Source organism: Methanolobus bombayensis, assembly GCF_017873415.1.
GTDB classification, from domain to species: domain Archaea; phylum Halobacteriota; class Methanosarcinia; order Methanosarcinales; family Methanosarcinaceae; genus Methanolobus; species Methanolobus bombayensis.
The window spans coordinates 66,300-84,084 of sequence record NZ_JAGGKD010000003.1 but is presented as its reverse complement, the minus strand read 5'-3'; the positions used below and the strand labels follow the sequence as shown (position 1 = coordinate 84,084).

The following is a 17,785-nucleotide window of genomic DNA, read 5'->3' as shown; positions in this document are numbered from 1 at the left end:
CATTCAATGAATTCTCATGAATTGGCTTTGTAAACCAAAGGTTGTTATACAATTAATATAAATATTATATTTACATATATTATTTGTTCAATTCCTGATCTTTTATTTTTATATTATTATCACACTGGCACTCTTAATACAGCTTAATTTTCTTTTGTGTTGTAGTTGCTAATTTGTGGTTGATATTCCTGGATTAAATGGAAATGTTTTTAAAAAACAACTCTGTTAAGTAAATTCTGAAAATACAAAAAGCCCTTTGTTTTTGTACTTTCCAGATAAACTGTTATATAATGAATGTTAAAATAATTTGCATATGTGCATAAGCATTATATATGCCCTATATATAATATTATATTAATGTATTTATGTCACATTTGCTTCGATTGATATTATTTATGACATTTAGCTTTAAGCTGGTTATTGATCTTTGCCAGTTGCTTGGAAGGGAATGAATGAAAAAATTATTGTTGCTGACATCTGAAAAAGAAAAAGATTCTGATCTCCGGTTTCATATGGGACAACTTGGATATTCTGTCTGCCCTTTGAAGCTTGACCACAGCAATATCGCTTATGACTTTTCAGCTAAAGAGACTTATCTGCTGTTCCATTCCTTCGATGCAGGTGAAATAGATTCTTTATATGTTTTTTTCGAAAATCTCCCTGAAAATGTTTGTTTGACTTTTGTAGTAGATGAAGTTGACAGGGATCTTTTGAGAATTATAGAAAATATACCCAATTCCAGGTATATCAAAAAACCTTTTGGAAAAGAGGAAATTGATCTTGTTATACAAATGGCAGGTTGCTATTGTTCATCTGCTGAAACGCCTGATATTCTGGATATCAAAAAGGTTAGAAATGCAGTTTTTGATTATGCTCCTAATTTAATGCTGGTTATCGGTCAGGATCTCCGAATTGAAAAGATCAACTTGGTAGGTGCAGAGCTTATAGGACGTGATCCTGAATCTGTTTTAGGTATGCTTGGTGGCGATATTTTCTCGTGTATAAATTCTGTTCGTGGCAACGGATGTGGCAATACCCCTGAATGCGCAAATTGTTCTATACGTAACATTGTGATGGATACTTTCAGTACTGGTTCGGATTATCACCATGTTGAAGGAAATATGGATATTCTTCAGGATGACGATACTGTCACAAGAAGGGATTTTTTTGTATCTACGGCTTATGTTCCGCTGGAAACCGGAAACAAAGTTATCCTGTATCTTGATGACATTAGTGAACGTAAAAAAGCAGAAATCACTCTTAAGGAGACTGAGGAACGTTTCCAGAAACTGTATGAAAATATACCTGGTGGCACTCTTATCATAGGAAAGGACTACATAATTGAGGAGGTAAACCAGAGGACCTGCGAGATTACCGGATACAAAAAAGAAGAGCTGATAGGACAATTATGTGATATCGTATGTCCCAAAGGTTCATTATCTAAAAAATGTCCTATATGGGTAGATGGCCTTGATGGTTTTCAGGGAATGGACACTGCAATCAAATGTAAAGATGGGAGCAAGACACCAATTCTCAAAAATTCCAAAAGGATATTCATTGAAGGTAATCAGTATATACTTGAGAATTTCCAGGATATATCCGAGCGTAAATCTGCCGAAGAAGCCATAATAAATTCTAAGATCATGGCTGAAGAGGCTAACAGGACAAAGAGTGAGTTCCTTGCAACAATGAGTCATGAACTCCGTACTCCGCTTAATGCTGTTATTGGTTATTCTGATATTTTGCTCGATGAATCATTTGGTGATCTCAATGACCAGCAAAGAAAATCCCTGGGACATATATCCAATAGTGGAAAGCATCTTTTAAAACTCATCAATGATATTCTCGATATTTCAAAGATAGAATCGGGAAAAATGGAATTGCATTATGAGAAATTCTCTGTTATGGACAAATTTAAAAAAGTTCTTAACATAGTTTCTCCTCTTGCAAGAAAAAAGGATATTGAGCTTGAAATTTCCATTGATCCGGAAAACCTGATGCTGACTGCTGACAAGGTCCGCTTTAAACAAATACTTTTCAACCTTGCAAGTAATGCAGTAAAGTTCACTCCTGATGGCGGACATGTGACCTTGAAAGCATGCATGAAAGATGGGATGGCTGAATTTCAGATAATTGACACAGGTATAGGTATCTCACCTGATGATATGGAGAAACTTTTCATGCCTTTCCATCAGATAGATTCTACAATATCAAGAAAATACGAAGGTACAGGTCTTGGACTTTCACTTGTAAAAAGATTTGTTGAAATGCATGGCGGTGATGTTTTTGTTGAAAGTGAACCTGGAAAAGGAAGTACATTCACTTTCAGATTACCGCTGGATGTAGTAACTCATTAGCATGCCTTATGATCTCATTCTGTGCAGGTATTATTATGTGGAAAGTGCTCCCCTTCTTAGGTTCGCTTTCAAGCCAGATACTTCCTTTGTGGATTTCCACCAGTTTTTTAACAAGGGCTAGACCCAGTCCACTCCCTGCGTATCTGCGGGTTGGTGAACCATCAAGCTGAACAAAAGTGTCAAAAAGTTTTGCCTTATCGTCTTCAGATATTCCAATTCCGTTATCTTTCACATCTATATACAGGGTGTTTCCATGATCGTGTCTTATGTCCACCCATATCTTCCCCTGTTCAGGTGTGAATTTTATTGCATTTGTTATCAAATGATGGAATATGATTTTTAATTTGGATTTGTCAGCGTAGATCGTTCTCACATCAGGGTTAAGTGTGAATTCCAGTTTGATGTTTTTCTTAATAGCTATTGACCTGGTAACTTTCTGTATATCATATACCATATCAGGTAGTGAGAAATCGCTGATCTCAAGCTCCATCTTCCCATCTTCTATATCTGCGATGTATATCAGGGCATTGATCATTTCCAGAAGTCTTGAGCCACCTGATTTGATTATCCCTGCAAATTTTGCATGTTGTACATTCATTGATTCACTTTCTTCAATTAACAGGTCAGAATATCCTAAAATAAGACTAAGCGGGGTTCTAAGTTCATGACTTACATTGGACAGAAATTCACTTTTTGTACGCGAGGCATTTTCTGCCAGCATCTTAGCTGATACAAGCGCGTCTTTTGCCTGCTTTTCAATTGTTTTGTCCTGTAATGTTTCGATCGCTCCTATTATATTACCTTCAATATCCTTAAGAGGAGCAGCAGTGAAATGGAGCCACTTGTTTAAGAGAGGGAAAAAATCTTCAGCTTCATATCCCTCTTCAATAAAAGAGTTCTCAAGACTTTTATTATTGTATAATTGTTTAATGCTTTCAATATCGTTATCAACTATAAGGTCAGCCATTAATTTTCTCTTTTTAGGATAAAATGCAAGCCATGGTTCTTTTGTTTCGATAATTCTTTCTGCTGATATATTGGTGGCTTTTTCGCATGCTTTATTCCAATAGATGATCTCATGGTCTTTATTGATGACAAACATTGGAACCGGACAACTGTTAACCACCTGACTGAGCTCATTACTTTTGTTCTCCAATTCTGCTTCGACTTTTTTTCGTTCGCTTATGTCAATACTGTTTCCGAAGATCTGGATTTTATCGTTATTTTTCCTTATTGTGCAGGTGCAATAGAACCATAGCTTAGTCCCATCTGGTTTTGTAACTCTGAATTCAAAATCAGTGTTTGAGAGATTCCTAATTATGCCTTTTTTGATCCTTTTCTGCATAATGGCGGCATCTTCCGGGTTGATATAGGAAAGAAAAGTTTCCCATTTGTTGTTAATTGTTCCGTTTTCAAGTCCAAGTATAGTGTCTGCAACCGGGGAAATGTATATGTTTGTCATTTCCCCTTTATTCATATCTGCTTTCCAGATTATACTGGATATTGATGAAACTACCTGACGATATTTTTCTTCACTTTCTTCCAGATCCTTTTTGATATTGTCATTTATAATAGGACAAAAAGAATTCTGATCAACATGATTCTTTTCATGTTTATTCCTGAGTTCCTGCAGCTCCTGAATCAGCTGCTCTCTGGTTTTATCCTCATCCCTCATAATTCTACAGCTCAAGAGATAATATTTGTGGATTTGTTTTAATGCCGGAAATACTGATACAATGTGTAACAGTTACATATGAGCTAATATTATATAATTATTAACTCTATAAATATAGTGTTTACTCAGAAGTCTGTTATCCATTTTAAGCCAAAATAAAGGTCAGGGTCAGGAAAGTAATTCCTTATCGAAATTTTCAATAAGATCATTCATTTTCCTGTACCATTGGTCTATGTTCTTGCGGATCATTTCCTTTACAACAACAGGTTCGATACCTACGTATTCATAGTAATAACCACCTATGGAGATGGATTTCGTTTCCCTGTAAACAAGACCGGCCGAGATGAGGTTTTGTAATGATCTGTATGCTGTACTGCGTTCACGGCCCAGAAGTTCTCCCAGCTTCTCTGCTGTCATTGGTCCATTTTCAAGAAGTGCTTTGTAAGTACTGATGTCAAGTTCTTTCAATCCGAGAACACACTTTGCCATATCCTCGCATTTGCATTCCGCTCTCAGCATTTCAGGTATAGAACTTGCCATGTTTTTCCTCTTTGTGTTACAAATAGTTTTGTACGTACCATTCGTGGTACTGTTGTACAGTTTACACAAAACCGAATAGAGATTGCGTCAATTATATATATAGTTTGCCAGATTCTCATCTGCTTGACAATAATACCTGAAGATGAGCGTTCCAGTCTTCCTCTGGATACTGATGAGATAATATATCATCCTGATATGATACGGGCAAATGAGTGGATACTAAATGAGTATGAAGCGCCTGTTAAGGATTTTTGTATATTTGTTCCCTGCGCTAAAAAAAAGCCATATCATGAAAGTCCTTCTCATAAGATATTTGATAAGGTTATATTTGATATTCTTGATCCGGAAAAAGTACATATTGTGGTTTTCGGGACCTGTGGAATTACTCCGCGGGAACTTGATACGGAATATCCTTTCATGGATTACCAATTCATGCTGGGAAAATGTAATGTGGCTAAGATCAAAAGGGATTTCATTAAAATGGAAAGTAAAAGACTGGCTGAGTATCTCGAAAAAACCCGGGGCAGTTATAAACACAGGATTGCTTATTGCATAGGTGATTTCAGAAAGGCAATGGAACTTGCCGTTGAGATATCTGATGTGGAAGTGACGATCGTTCCGAAACAGGAAACAATTAACTCTCATATTCAGCCTGATAAGAAATTTATCTATGGAAGCTTAAATCAGAAAAGTTATCTTCAGGATTTTTCAGATTCTCTCAAAGAGCATGTTGGAGATTCAGATTCTTCTCAGAATTGCTTAAGGTCAGATTACTCAGGACATGAGGCAATTACTGAAGATGATGAAGAAAATTCCGGCATAAATGATAATGACTGGTATATAATCTGATTTTTTAAAAAATAATATCAGAATTGAGTTGAAACAGAAAAAATAGATAAAATGTGGCAAAGATGCCACTTATTCTAAGTATGGTGATTGTGCCAGCACTGCCATACCGCTATCTGAGATGCTGAGAACCCGTACTTCGTTGATGGTTCCTGATCCTCTCATCTTCATGACATATATTGAACGCTGAAGGTTATTTCCAGCCATGATACGGCCAAGTTTTATGACTGAATCTGCACCGTATTCAACCATCTCATCAAGTCCGAACATTGAACCTACTGTTATTACAGAAGTTACGTTATGTTTGCGGAATATGCTGAATACGTCATCAATAAGGGTTCTGAGTTTGTAGTTTGATTCGATTGCAAGGAAAAGAGCCTCAACCGAGTCAATGAATATACGTGTTGGCTGTATGTCCTCAATCTTGCTTTCTACAAGTTTTTTGAAGCTTTTGATGAGTTCTGATGGCGCAATTTCCACGCTCTTCTGCAGGCGCAGGCTTGGATCCGTGATATCCACAAAGGTTAACAACCCCTGTTCCACGTATTCTTCAAGATTCCATCCAAAAGATGTTTTCATTTCTCTTACGATGGATTTTGATTCTTCTGAAGTAATGATACACATTACCTTTTCACCATTTTTCGCTCCCTCAACAATGAACTGTGTTCCAAATATCGTTTTACCTGTACCAGAATCGCCTGATACGACATTTGCAGTCCCTTCGAAGAATCCTCCGCGCAGCATTTCATCAAGTCCGGAAATACCGGAACTCACTCTTTCTGATGGATCGGCATCTGTCATGTTTACCACTCTTTATATCTCTCTGATCAATTTCTGAATATTTTGTCCCAAACTTCGTTGCTTAAATGTGTGTCCTTTCAGTGAAAGGACATAATGATTATCATCAGTACTTTTTCGAATAATGTTTATTATGTTATTCTAATATAAAAAATCACGTATTTAATTTTATTCACAGGGGCAGAATTACCTGCAACATCTGAAATCCATTAGGCGTGAACTTTTTGTATTATTGATGCCAAGTCCATATTTATAAAAAACGATATGGGATGCTGTTTGTTTAATTCACTGGAGTTTATATATGACATTAAGAACTGATTTGAACAGGGAAAAAAAAGAGTTACTCGAAGGAGTAATTTCAGGGGAAATATCTTATCACAAACTGGACAGTCTCACAGATAAAGAGACAGCTGTCATGATCAGGAGACTTTCTTTAGAGGAAGTTTCAGATTTTACTTTCGATCACATACAGAATTTTTCAATTGATGTTGAGAATGCAACTAAGAAAAATGTTGAGAACATGATAGGTGTGATTCAGGTGCCTCTTGGCGTGGCAGGTCCTCTTAAGGTGAATGGTGAATATGCAAATGATGAATTCCGCCTTCCACTTGCAACCACAGAAGGTGCACTTGTTGCCAGTGTGAATAGGGGCTGTTCTGTTATTACCAAATCCGGTGGTGCAAATGTCAGGATATTCCAGGATGTTATGACAAGAGCTCCTGTGTTCAGATTGGGAGATGTTATAAAAGCTAAGGAGTTTGCAGACTGGTTGGAGGATCCTGGTGTCCTGTCTCGAATGAAGGCAAAGGCATCTGAAACAACCCGCTTTGGTGAGTTGCTGGATGTGAAGTCATTTGTGACTGGTAATTCTGTATATGTGCGTTTTTCATATGATACAAAGGATGCCATGGGAATGAATATGGTGACAATTGCCACAGATTCAGTACTTAGCCTGATAAAAGATGAGTTCGGTGCAATTCCTGTCTCACTTTCAGGTAATATGTGTACTGATAAGAAGCCTGCTATAATAAACAACATTCTTGGAAGAGGAAAGACCGTTGTTGCAGATGTGACAATACCTGCAGAACTTGTGGAAACACGTCTGAAATGTAAGCCTGAGACTATGTTTGAGGTCAATTACCGTAAGAATCTTCTTGGTTCTGCACGCGCCGGCTCCCTTGGTTACAACGCACACGCTGCAAACATCATAGCTGCAATGTATATCGCATGTGGGCAGGACCCTGCTCATGTGGTTGAAGGCAGCAGTACCATTACAACCATGGAATTGACAAAATATGGTGATATCTATTGTTCTGTGACCATTCCTTCAATGCCTCTTGGAACAGTTGGAGGCGGTACCAATCTTGGACCTCAGCATGAATGTCTGCGTCTTTTAGGTGCTAACGGCTCAGGTACTCCGCCAGGCTCTAATGCTAAAAAGCTTGCAGAGATCATTGCCTGTGCTGTGCTGGCAGGTGAGATATCACTTATTGGTGCGCAGGCAGCAGGTCATCTTGCAAAAGCTCATGCTGAACTTGGAAGGTGAACATACGGTTACAAAGCTATGCTTTGAACCTTTATTTTTAAAATTTTCCAAGATCTTTTTATCCCTTTATTTTATTTCTTTTTTCTGTCAAGGACATATGCCAGGGCAAGGAATGCAATTGCTGAAACTGCAAGTATGTTGATATTCGATGTGCTGTTTTCAGCGTTTGGCGCAGGTGCAGATTCTAGGGGATCGTTTGATTCTACAGTATCCTGTGCACTCTGAAGTGCTGTTTCTTCTTCATCGTCTGATGAATCTGCAGTCTCATCCTGCCTGACGATCAACTCAGTATCATCATCGTTATCACTATCTATATCAGTGGTCTCTATTTCACCACTGATACTTACCAGAGCGTCATATGTGACTGTGTCAAGTTCATTGCCCTGTGTATCTCCAACTATGATGTTCTCTACTCTTAGCTGGCAGTTTCCTGTGTCTTCAGAAGCTACCAGTTTTATTGTGCAGAATGTACCTTCATCTGATGTTCCGTCCTCCATGATAAGGGATCCATACACCTGGGATACTTTTTTGCCATTATCTTCGATGGTACCGGGATTGAACATTACCGGTGAACCTGTGCTGGAAAATAACTCTCCTTCTTCGACATATTCAATTGTCACCAGCGGACAGTCAGTATTAATGTCAAGCTGAATACCTGCTATCTGAGTGTCAGGTTTTACATATACGTCCAGTGTGAATTCTTCTCCCGGGGCAACAGTTTCAACTGATGGCAGTATGCTGACACTTGCAGTTGCACCTGCAACTCCTGTCACGCACATAAGGCATGATATAGTTATCATGCCTGCAAAAAACCAGAGATTCTTTCCAATCATAGCTCTTCTGTTATCCAAGTTTCTGTTTGGCAGTTTCAAGCAAATTGGAACATTCATCCATTTTCATTGCAGCTCCTCTGATGTCCTCCGCCAGATCGGCATATCCTGCAGACTGTATTTTATCAGCCCACTCATTGAAGCTGGTAATGTGGCTGTCATTATGCTCTATCCAGTGTCCTATCAGATGCTCAAGTTTTGCTTTGTCAAGTTCCATTTTGCTATCTCCTTTACCCTTTATATGTGCTTATAGAATATCAGATTTCCCGGGGGTCAGTAATCTCTCCTGTTAAGGCGGATGCTGCTGCCGTTGCAGGTGATCCCAGGTATATGAAACCGCCGACTCCCATTCTTCCCTTGAAGTTCCTGTTAGCTGTGGAAATGCAGGTCTCACCTTTTCCGATAACGCCCATATGCCCTCCCAGGCACGGTCCGCATCCGGGTGAACCAATCACAGATCCAGCTTCAAGTAAAGTTTCGACTATACCTTTTCTCACAGCTTCTATCAGTACATTGCGGGATGCAGGCACGATAAGTGTGCGCACGGCAACTTTCTCTCCTTTTAGTATAGATGCAGCAACTTCCAGATCTTCCAGTCTGCCATTTGTACAGGTCCCTATGAATGCCTGGTCAACTTTTGTTGGTTTGATATCAGAAATGTCCTGAACGTTGTCAACCTGATGGGGGGATGCTATCTGTGGCTCCAGTTCATTTACATCAAAAGTGTATTCATCTGAATAAACTGCACCTTCATCGGCATAAACGGGCTGATATTCCTCTGATGCTCTTCCTTCCAGAAAGTCGAAGGTTTTTTTGTCAGGTGGAATTATTCCTGCTTTCCCACCCATTTCTATAGCCATATTACTAAGTGTCATACGGCCTGACATTGACATGGAATCAATGGCATTTCCATAGAATTCTGCAGCTTTGTAAGTGGCACCTGCAACTCCAAGTGTGCCAATTATCTTAAGTATGAGATCCTTTGCATAAACGCCTTCTTTAAAACTACCGTCAGCTGTTATTTTTATGCTTTCGGGGACCTTGAACCAGAGTTTTCCTGATGCAAAGATCTCTGACATGTCAGTGGCACCTACTCCTGTTCCAAATGCTCCGAATGCACCATATGTACATGAATGTGAATCTGCTCCCACAACAAGTTTTCCGGGAAGGGCAAATCCATTCTCTGGAAGTAACTGGTGGCAGATTCCTTCACCTACGTCGTAGAAATTACTGATCTTCTGCTCTTTGATCCATTCACGGATCTCGTGGTGTAATACGGCAGTTGTGTCTGTGTTTGCAGGTGTGAGGTGGTCAAAAGGTATGATTATCTTTTCAGGGTTCCATACTTTTTCTTCTTCCATCTCCTTGAAAGATTTAACTGCAAGGACGCTAGTCCCGTCGTGTGCCATGGCAAAATCAACATCTGCTATCACAAAGTCGTTTGCTTTTACTTTCTTGCCGGATGCACGGCTAAAAATTTTCTCACTTATAGTGCTCAAAAGATTAACTCCATTATATAACTGCAAATTAGTATGATAGCGATGATACACTACCTTATTAACTTAAAATCTTCGATAGGATTGATTGTTAATGGGAGATATGTCTCTCTGTAAAAAATAGTTTTTGCTGCACATGGCAGCAAATTGTAATAAAAGAAGATCAAAGAATTATGCAAGTCTTTTCAGTTTTTCAATGTTATTGAGCACCGACCTGCTTTCAAGAATAATTCTTTGTTCAATGCTATGTACAATCTCCTCCAGTGGTGTGATGAGCCTGTAAAGTTTAACAGGTCTGCCTTTTCCTTCTGTTTTCTTTTCTTCCCGAATATCTACCCAGTTGTTGTCTTTAAGATATCGCATTGCTATGCTTACTTCAGGTTGCCTTAGACTGGAGTTTTTTTCAATTTCACGGGAGGTTATTTCTTCTCCACTGGAGAGGCAGGCAAGAGTCAGTGCGACAGGTCTGTTTATGTCTAATTTCCTGAGTAATTCTACTATTTCATACTCTTTTTCACTCATGCCGCTTGGTTTTTTCTCTCTCATTGTCAATCACCGATTATATGAATTCATTTCGTTTTGTTCGGATTCGTGCTATCAGGATTTTTGTTTTTACGGGAATATAGTGGTTCCTTTGGAATCACTTATGGTATAGTGTGCTTAATTCCCGTTTTAACCCTGAAATATTATGGTTAACACTAATCACTATTATAAGCAGTGATTATATATTAATATTTTTTATATTAAGATAGTAAATCTTCAACATCTATTTTCAATGATATATTATTGAATATAATATCTGCAGGATATAGGTTTTATAAACGATGTGTGAAAGACTATCAGGAAACTTAAACTGTCAAATGTCCTGTTTCTATTCAAAATTAATAGTTGTAAACTAAGATCACAATGTTGCAAAAAATAGTAATAAAATCTGATAACAGGTTTATGGTGGGCCCGCTGAGATTCGAACTCAGGGCCTCACGGTTATCAGCCGTGCGCTCCACCTAGCTAAGCTACGGGCCCAATTTGCCTGTGTTTGTGTGTCGCCTTCATCACGCGACACTCCAAATACGCATACAGATACTTTAACATTTCGCTCGAAATCGAAAAAATCAAAATATTTTTCAGAATGAATTTGTCTCTTCTCAATTTATAGCGTTAGATTTATGAAAGATTATGTGTTCTAAGGCTTGACATTCCCGGGCTGGTAGATCAGGGGAAGATCGCTACCTTGGCATGGTAGAGGCCTCGGGTTCAATTCCCGACCAGTCCACCATTCTATTTATACAAGTTCTTCTTTCAAGCCTTACTTTTCTTATGGATAAAGTTGAACTGCTTCTTTGCTTCCATAGGTTGTGGGCAGAATGAAATCTGCGCTTGTGGATGCACCAGCTTCAGGTGTCAATGCCAGATTAATCGATGACCTTGGGACAAGATTAAGGCCCGATGATTGGAGTGATGACGAAACATTCATTGCATAAAGAGTAGTGTATCCTGTACTTACTGATGTGTCTGATGCGGTTGAGACGTATATAATTACAAAATCTCCGGTTGTAAGTACTGGTGATGATTGTGAGAATGAGTCATCTTCATCTCTTATATTGTCAACTGTGAAATAGTATTTTGCATTGGTATAGGTCACATTTAGTTCCGTATTTCCTATGGTCGAGTTGCCTGTCAACAGCGTCAAAAGGTTTGTTGCTGTATCTGTACTGAAACCTGACATTCTTCCGTCAAAATCTGAACGTGGTGCAAGGCTGTTCCTGTTACCTGCGTAAACAAGATTATTTGTCTGGAACCCGTCTGTTATGCTGATGACAACCGCTGACAGGTCTACAGGTTCGCTGGCAGCACTTAATCCAAGAGTTATTTTCAGCATGTCAACTGTATTGGCCATGTCCGTGTTACTGTTCTTCGCCCTGAATCCTTCAACTTTCTGAACCATGAGATTTGATGAAACTTCTTTGGTTGCTTCCTTTCCTGTTGCCTGCGCTTCCTGTTGTAAAACTCCTGATGTCGTAATCAATACTGAGGCAGCAACTGCTGCAACAAGGACCATTGCAATAAAGATAATTAGTGTGCCAATTCCTATCTGAGCATTTGTGTATGAAATGAATTTTTTAAATATGTGTCTCTGTTGCATCAATTTCACCATGGGACTCGATTTATGAGGTGTATTACTAGTAACAATTGCACAATAATTATAGTATTGCTTTATATATTAATCTTTTCTTGGTAATTTATAATTCTAAATAAATTAACTAATAGCAAAATTATCAAATCTGAACTTTTTCAGTAGCCTTATATACCAAAAACCTACTCATTTATGTCTGTGGAAATAATTCTTGATGTGGGTTAATAACTCTGCTTCTGGTGTTATGAAATGTATTAATTAACTTAATTGGTGATTATGTGAAAAAAATAGTTCTTTTTTTAATCTTAATAGGTATGCTGCTGGCAAGTGGCTGTACGGAGTCTGAGCCTTCACAGGTAGTGCAGACTGGTGATGCGGTTTCGGTTAACTATACTGGTATGTTAGAAGATGGCACTGTTTTTGATACTTCAAAAGCAGATGTTGCTGAAGCAAATGAAATCTATAATTCTGCAAGAGACTATGGTCCACTGTCTTTTGTTGTCGGTTCTGGTCAGATGATCGATGGTTTTGATAATGCTGTAGTCGGTATGGAAGTTGGTGAGGATAAGACTGTTGAAATTCCGCCTGAAGAAGGCTATCAGTTTCAGGATTACCTTGTAGTTTCATATCCAATAGAACAATTTGAAGCTATCAACATGACTCCTGTTATGGGGGAGACAATATATGCTCAGGGATATGAAGGTACTATCGTCAATATTAATGACACAAATGTGACTGTTGATTTCAATCATCGTCTTGCCGGTAAGACTCTCATCTTTGAGATTGAACTTGTTTCTATAGATGAATCAGAAGATGCCTGATTGCGGTATTCTCATGGAAAAAGAAGAAAAGGTTGTAGTTATACTACTTTGCATGGCCCTTTTATCTCTGGCTATTGCATACACTTTTTTCTATTCGGAAAATATTACTGATCCACTAAATCCTTTTAGTTCTTCTTCTGTTCCTGGAGATGAGGTCAGGCTTGAAGGTGATCTCCTTTCTAAACGCTTTACTTACTCTGGAAATCATTTGCTGATGGATGTAGATTATGGTTCCGGAGCAGTCAAAGTTTTTGTACCTTCTGATAGTGGCTCAAATGAAGTTAATTCCATGACAGAAGTAAATGACAGGGTTGTAATAATTGGAACAGTGTCTGAGTATGAAGGGGAAATCGAAGTGGTTGTTGATGACAGCAGGGATGTGACTGTCATCTAATAGTTTTGCAGTAGCATATTTAGTCGCTAAACATATAAATTAAAAATAACCTCATACTAAAATATGAAAGCCTGTATCATGTGTGGTGGTGAAGGGACAAGATTGCGTCCTTTAACATTTGCTCGTCCAAAACCAAACATTCCTATTTTGAACAAACCTTCTGTTGTTCATTTGATAGAACATCTGTCTAAAGAAGGCTTTAATGATATTGTTATTACACTGGGTTATATGGCTGAAAAGATCGAAGAGGAGCTTGGTGACGGACGTATATTTGGGGTCCATATTGATTATGTTTATGAAAAAGAAAAACTCGGAACAGCTGGTGGGGTGAAGAATGCAGAAAAGTATCTTAATGATGGTCCTTTCATAGTTCTGGGTGGGGATCATGTACTGAATCTAAATCTTCGGGAGATGTTCAGGTTCCATGAAATGACCGATGCTCTTGTAACAATAGGTCTTTTATCCATCGATGATCCTCGGGAATTTGGTATTGCTGATATGGATGTCAATAACAGGATACGTCGTTTCCTTGAAAAACCAGGTCCTGGTGAAATCTTCAGTAATCTTGCCAGTACCGGGATATATGTATGTGACCCTGAAGTATTTGACTGGATTCCTGAAGGTAAACAGTATGATTTTGCAAAGGATCTTTTTCCTGATATTCTTGCCAAGAATAGAAAAATAAATGGTATTCTTGCAACAGGAAGATGGACGGATGTGGGTAGTCCTCAAGCTTACAGGCAGGCACAGCGCTGGATGCTGGCATCACTCCCGGGCACCTCAATAGAAGGTCATTTTAAGACGGTTGATGCGCGTATCAAAGGTCCTGTATCCCTTGGCCACAATGTTACAGTAGGGTCAAATTCTGCGATTGTAGGTCCGATCGTAATCGGCGAGAATACAACCATAGGTGATAATGTACTTATTGGACCCTATACTGCAATTGGTTCTAATTGTGTAATTGATAATGATACAAGGATACTATCTTCTTATATGTTCAACGATGTGGTTATTGGCCGAAACTCCAATGTTTCCGGCTCTATCATCGATAATGGTACAACAGTCGGTGATAATTGTAGCCTTGAAAATGGTACAGTAATCGGTCCTGAAGTATTAATTGAAGATGATGTAACGGTTCACTCTGATGTAAAGATATGGCCAAAGAAATCCATTCCTTCGGGAACAAATGTAAAAGATGATATAATTGATGACTGATTGATGTATGATGAATTAATGGCTAATTGCTGGTGCAAGACAGTCATCATAATATTCATACTTATCATATCCAGGTTGGGGAAATGAACAAGATTCAAAAATGGATTTTTTTATCATTGTTAATAAGCCTTATATCTGGCTTAATAGTAGTTGTCCTTACTTTTGATTCCAGCACCATGTCCTCTATTCTGGAAATCAGGCCGGGATACATAGTTGCAGCGGCATGTGTTCATGCCCTTAGTTATGTAGTCTGGGGCTTGCGTACTCATTCTCTTTGCAAGGCACTGGGTTTTGATCTCGGTTATTTGAAAGCCTGTGAAATAGTTACTTCAGGCACCCTGGCAGCCTCAATAACACCTTCTTCCCTTGGTGGTGAACCTTTAAGAATTCACCTTCTTCATGAAGAAAAAATACCATTGGGCAAGGCCACAGCTGTTGTTCTCGGAGAAAGGATACTTGATGGTATACTTATTCTGTCTCTTGCTCCTGTTTCTATTTATGTTATCCGGGGTGTTCTAAATGACTCTGTTTTTGATACAATGTTCATATTTGCAGAGTTTGGCCTTGTATTCATACTTTTTCTTACATTGTATGCTATATGGAAACCTGCCTCTACTAAAAAAGTGGTTTACTTTTTAGTACATAGAATTGCACCTCTTGCAGGGAAGAAAACAGATGCTGCTCTGGAGAAAGTAATCATTCGTGTTGATAATGAACTTGATCACTTCCATGAAAGTATATCTATCTTACTCAATGAAGGACGAAAGGGACTGGCATTTGGTGTTTTAAACACTATAGGATTCTGGTTTGTTGATTTTTCCATGTTGTATGTGGTACTTCTCGGCTTAAACCAGAATCCTGATCCTCTTATTGTTTATGCTTCGCAGGTGATTGTTATGGTTCTGCTTGTAATCCCTGCCACTCCCGGTGCAAGCGGAGTTGCTGAACTTGCAGGAACGACGGTGTTCTCCCTTTTTATTTCTTCTTCAGTACTTGGTATTGCAGTTATTGCCTGGAGGGCTTTCACTTTCTATATGAATATCCTTGTAGGTGGCTTTGTCAGCTTCAAAATCTTAAAGGATACTGATTTTATCAAGAACTTCCTCAAGTGAATGTAAAAAATCAAGATAAATCAATATATTTGAGTAATTCTTCCTTTGAAGTCTTGTTCATAAAGTCTTCTTCATTTTCAAAAGGTAATTTCTTATAGATCTTTGTAGCCTGTTTCTTTCCAATCCCTGGAAGTTCCTGTATTAATGATATTGGCGCGGTATTAATCTTAAGAGGATATGGCACTCCTGTGATGGATCTGTGTCCATGTCTTGTTACTGTGACATCGATATATTCGCCTATTTTCTGATTAGCAGGAATCCCTATAAGTAAAGGGTATGATCCCATTTGTCTTCCAAAACACAATTTATCACTATTTAATTCGCACATCACATCTCTTAGAATTGTGCCTGAAGGAATGATTTTCTTAAGCATTGGCATGTCGATGTCCCTGCGAATCATTTCTTTGTATTTCAGGAAAAGCTGCTTATGCTTCTTAACCAATTCGTCGTTTCCATAGATGCGGGTTCCCGGAAATGCCATGACCTGCCTTATATTTATCCTGCGAAGTAACAGGTCAGAATCAAAGACTCTTTTGAGGAATTCATAGTTCAGCTGGAATGTCTTTTTTGATTCTCCCATAAGCCCGTGGACAATATTGATTCCCGGGAGTAATTCGGGCATTCCGTTAGCACCGCGATTCCTGCCAATTTCATTAATTATGCTGATTGCCTCAAAAATCTCATCCTGGAATGCTTTCAATCCATTTGCTCTGACAACTTCCGGATCGGCACTTTCCATCCCAAGTGCGGCAATGTCTCCCGGCGTGTGATATTTGACTATTGTTTTAAGGATTTCCCGACTTAATTCCGGGTAGTTTGCAATTGTTCCCGGATTTGCATTATCCATATGCAGGACTTTTAGTTCAGGGGCAACATTTCTAATACCTCTGTAAAGGGACAGTATTGCTTCAGGATCAGGTTCTGGTGTGTTTCCACCTTTGTCTTTTGCCTGATAACTCAGGATATCCGGTTGTCTTCCGATTCTGAAGAACCGTGCGCCATTTTTGTATAGTTCTGATACTTCGGATACAACATCCATTATCGGTCTATAATCTGATTCTCCGTAGGATGGTTCGGTGCAGAATGAACAATGATGTTTTCGGCCGCAACCTCTGTACGTTTCGATCTCGCACATCACATTGGGATAATCCGGGTGTTTTTTGATAATAAAACTACCTTTGTTGCTCCATCTTCTAATTTCTTCCACAGATCTAAATCTATGTTCAACATCTTCAGGTGATTCGGTGTTTTTACCTGTGATGTCTGCGACAAAAGCTTCTATGTCCTTGCTACAGATGCATGCGTCCGTTGAATCTGTTAGGTTGCTTTGGGCAGCTTTACCACCTTCGAGAGAAAAACCAAGTCTTATTGGTCCTCCGAGTACTTTAATGCCATTTGTCGCACTAAATATGCTTTGTATCTCGCCAAGATTGATGGGTGTAGAACGCAGGTATTTACCCGGTACTGTCATTCCTGAAAGAACTATTGTAATGTCTGCTCTTCTTATTAATCTGGGCGCATAATCTAGGTCTTTACGCAAATCATCAATGGTGAAATAATGTATATTCTCTTCCTGAAAACCATTTTCTCTTAGAGCGCCTGCAATGTATCTGATATATGGGGATATGTATGGCGGCACTCCGAAACATGCTGGTTCGTCTACATATCCATCAATTATTATTGCTTTCATGCTTCTGTGTGTATGTAGTTGCATTTCTCAAAAATATCTATATTTTGATATGTATTGCTCGTTGTATATTTTTAATAATAATCGTTCATTTATTACTGTCTGATTATGCATATTGAATTTTAGTAAGCTACTGGTGCTGTTTTATATTATTGCCTGATTTATTGCAATAGTTTTATTTTATGCTTGAAACGTTAAATGTCTTTTAGATTAAGGTATTTAAGGATATTTCCACATATGCCCCAAATATTGCATCTTAGATTGCTTATTTAGTAGTTTTCAATTACATTGAAGTTTTAATTTTACATCTTCGTTTTTGGTATGTTCCAGTTTA

General features: G+C 38.5%; 16 protein-coding genes and 2 tRNA genes. 8 read left to right on the top strand and 10 right to left on the bottom strand.

From position 1 onward, the window contains the following. The first annotated feature begins 452 nt into the window (after positions 1-452). Positions 453-2,357: a PAS domain-containing sensor histidine kinase gene (locus J2746_RS04370; RefSeq protein WP_209616881.1), complete on the top strand. Its 1,905-nt coding sequence runs from the start codon at positions 453-455 to the stop codon at positions 2,355-2,357. Here the strand turns inward: J2746_RS04370 and J2746_RS04365 are convergent. Beyond that, complete coding sequence (locus tag J2746_RS04365; protein ID WP_209616878.1) at positions 2,326-4,032, bottom strand: PAS domain-containing sensor histidine kinase; 1,707 nt, start codon at positions 4,030-4,032, stop codon at positions 2,326-2,328. The genes J2746_RS04370 and J2746_RS04365 overlap by 32 nt on opposite strands. A 168-nt stretch (positions 4,033-4,200) precedes the next feature. Next, a complete protein-coding gene (locus J2746_RS04360; protein ID WP_209616875.1) occupies positions 4,201-4,572 on the bottom strand; it encodes a helix-turn-helix domain-containing protein in 372 nt (123 codons plus the stop codon). Between the two features lie 117 nt (positions 4,573-4,689). On the opposite strand from J2746_RS04360, the gene J2746_RS04355 reads away from it, so the two are divergent. Further along, positions 4,690-5,421 (top strand): DUF5591 domain-containing protein, encoded by a 732-nt coding sequence (locus J2746_RS04355; protein ID WP_342451802.1) that lies wholly within the window; start codon positions 4,690-4,692, stop codon positions 5,419-5,421. 69 nt (positions 5,422-5,490) lie between these two features. Here J2746_RS04355 and J2746_RS04350 read toward each other — a convergent pair whose 3' ends face one another. Further along, positions 5,491-6,219 carry an RAD55 family ATPase gene (locus J2746_RS04350; protein ID WP_209616872.1) on the bottom strand — a complete coding sequence of 243 codons (729 nt, stop codon included), beginning with the start codon at positions 6,217-6,219 and terminating at the stop codon, positions 5,491-5,493. Between the two features lie 298 nt (positions 6,220-6,517). On the opposite strand from J2746_RS04350, the gene hmgA reads away from it, so the two are divergent. Next, the gene (gene hmgA / locus J2746_RS04345; protein ID WP_209616869.1) at positions 6,518-7,762 is read left to right on the top strand and encodes a hydroxymethylglutaryl-CoA reductase (NADPH); all 1,245 of its coding nucleotides are present in this window, start codon (positions 6,518-6,520) and stop codon (positions 7,760-7,762) included. Positions 7,763-7,833: 71 nt separating this feature from the next. On the opposite strand, the gene J2746_RS04340 is transcribed toward hmgA, so the two are convergent. From J2746_RS04340 to J2746_RS04320, 5 genes are all read right to left on the bottom strand, one after another. Continuing rightward, a complete protein-coding gene (locus J2746_RS04340; protein ID WP_209616868.1) occupies positions 7,834-8,613 on the bottom strand; it encodes a cohesin domain-containing protein in 780 nt (259 codons plus the stop codon). Beyond that, the gene (locus J2746_RS04335; protein WP_209616865.1) at positions 8,606-8,809 is read right to left on the bottom strand and encodes a DUF8180 domain-containing protein; all 204 of its coding nucleotides are present in this window, start codon (positions 8,807-8,809) and stop codon (positions 8,606-8,608) included. The genes J2746_RS04340 and J2746_RS04335 overlap by 8 nt, the downstream gene beginning before the upstream one ends. A gap of 40 nt (positions 8,810-8,849) precedes the next feature. Continuing rightward, positions 8,850-10,091: a 3-isopropylmalate dehydratase large subunit gene (locus tag J2746_RS04330; protein ID WP_209616863.1), complete on the bottom strand. Its 1,242-nt coding sequence runs from the start codon at positions 10,089-10,091 to the stop codon at positions 8,850-8,852. Positions 10,092-10,259: 168 nt separating this feature from the next. Then, complete coding sequence (gene mreA, locus J2746_RS04325) at positions 10,260-10,634, bottom strand: MreA family transcriptional regulator (RefSeq protein ID WP_209616860.1); 375 nt, start codon at positions 10,632-10,634, stop codon at positions 10,260-10,262. Between the two features lie 400 nt (positions 10,635-11,034). Beyond that, positions 11,035-11,111 (bottom strand) — tRNA-Ile (locus J2746_RS04320). A 178-nt stretch (positions 11,112-11,289) separates the two neighbouring features. On the opposite strand from J2746_RS04320, the gene J2746_RS04315 reads away from it, so the two are divergent. Then, positions 11,290-11,364: transfer RNA gene (locus tag J2746_RS04315), tRNA-Ala, on the top strand. A gap of 39 nt (positions 11,365-11,403) precedes the next feature. On the opposite strand, the gene J2746_RS04310 is transcribed toward J2746_RS04315, so the two are convergent. After that, on the bottom strand, positions 11,404-12,231 hold the full coding sequence (locus J2746_RS04310; protein WP_245249983.1) for an archaellin/type IV pilin N-terminal domain-containing protein: 828 nt from the start codon (positions 12,229-12,231) through the stop codon (positions 11,404-11,406). A gap of 269 nt (positions 12,232-12,500) precedes the next feature. On the opposite strand from J2746_RS04310, the gene J2746_RS04305 reads away from it, so the two are divergent. From J2746_RS04305 to J2746_RS04290, 4 genes are all read left to right on the top strand, one after another. Further along, a complete protein-coding gene (locus J2746_RS04305; protein WP_342451790.1) occupies positions 12,501-13,043 on the top strand; it encodes an FKBP-type peptidyl-prolyl cis-trans isomerase in 543 nt (180 codons plus the stop codon). After that, complete coding sequence (locus J2746_RS04300) at positions 13,024-13,437, top strand: OB-fold nucleic acid binding domain-containing protein (protein ID WP_209616856.1); 414 nt, start codon at positions 13,024-13,026, stop codon at positions 13,435-13,437. The genes J2746_RS04305 and J2746_RS04300 overlap by 20 nt, the downstream gene beginning before the upstream one ends. 63 nt (positions 13,438-13,500) lie before the next feature. Continuing rightward, complete coding sequence (locus tag J2746_RS04295; RefSeq protein ID WP_209616854.1) at positions 13,501-14,652, top strand: nucleotidyltransferase family protein; 1,152 nt, start codon at positions 13,501-13,503, stop codon at positions 14,650-14,652. A gap of 83 nt (positions 14,653-14,735) precedes the next feature. Next, positions 14,736-15,764, top strand: coding sequence for a lysylphosphatidylglycerol synthase transmembrane domain-containing protein (locus tag J2746_RS04290; RefSeq protein ID WP_209616852.1), 1,029 nt, complete (start codon positions 14,736-14,738; stop codon positions 15,762-15,764). Positions 15,765-15,774: 10 nt separating this feature from the next. Here the strand turns inward: J2746_RS04290 and J2746_RS04285 are convergent, their stop codons facing one another. Beyond that, positions 15,775-17,454: a radical SAM protein gene (locus J2746_RS04285; RefSeq protein ID WP_209616848.1), complete on the bottom strand. Its 1,680-nt coding sequence runs from the start codon at positions 17,452-17,454 to the stop codon at positions 15,775-15,777. Positions 17,455-17,785: the final 331 nt, after the last annotated feature.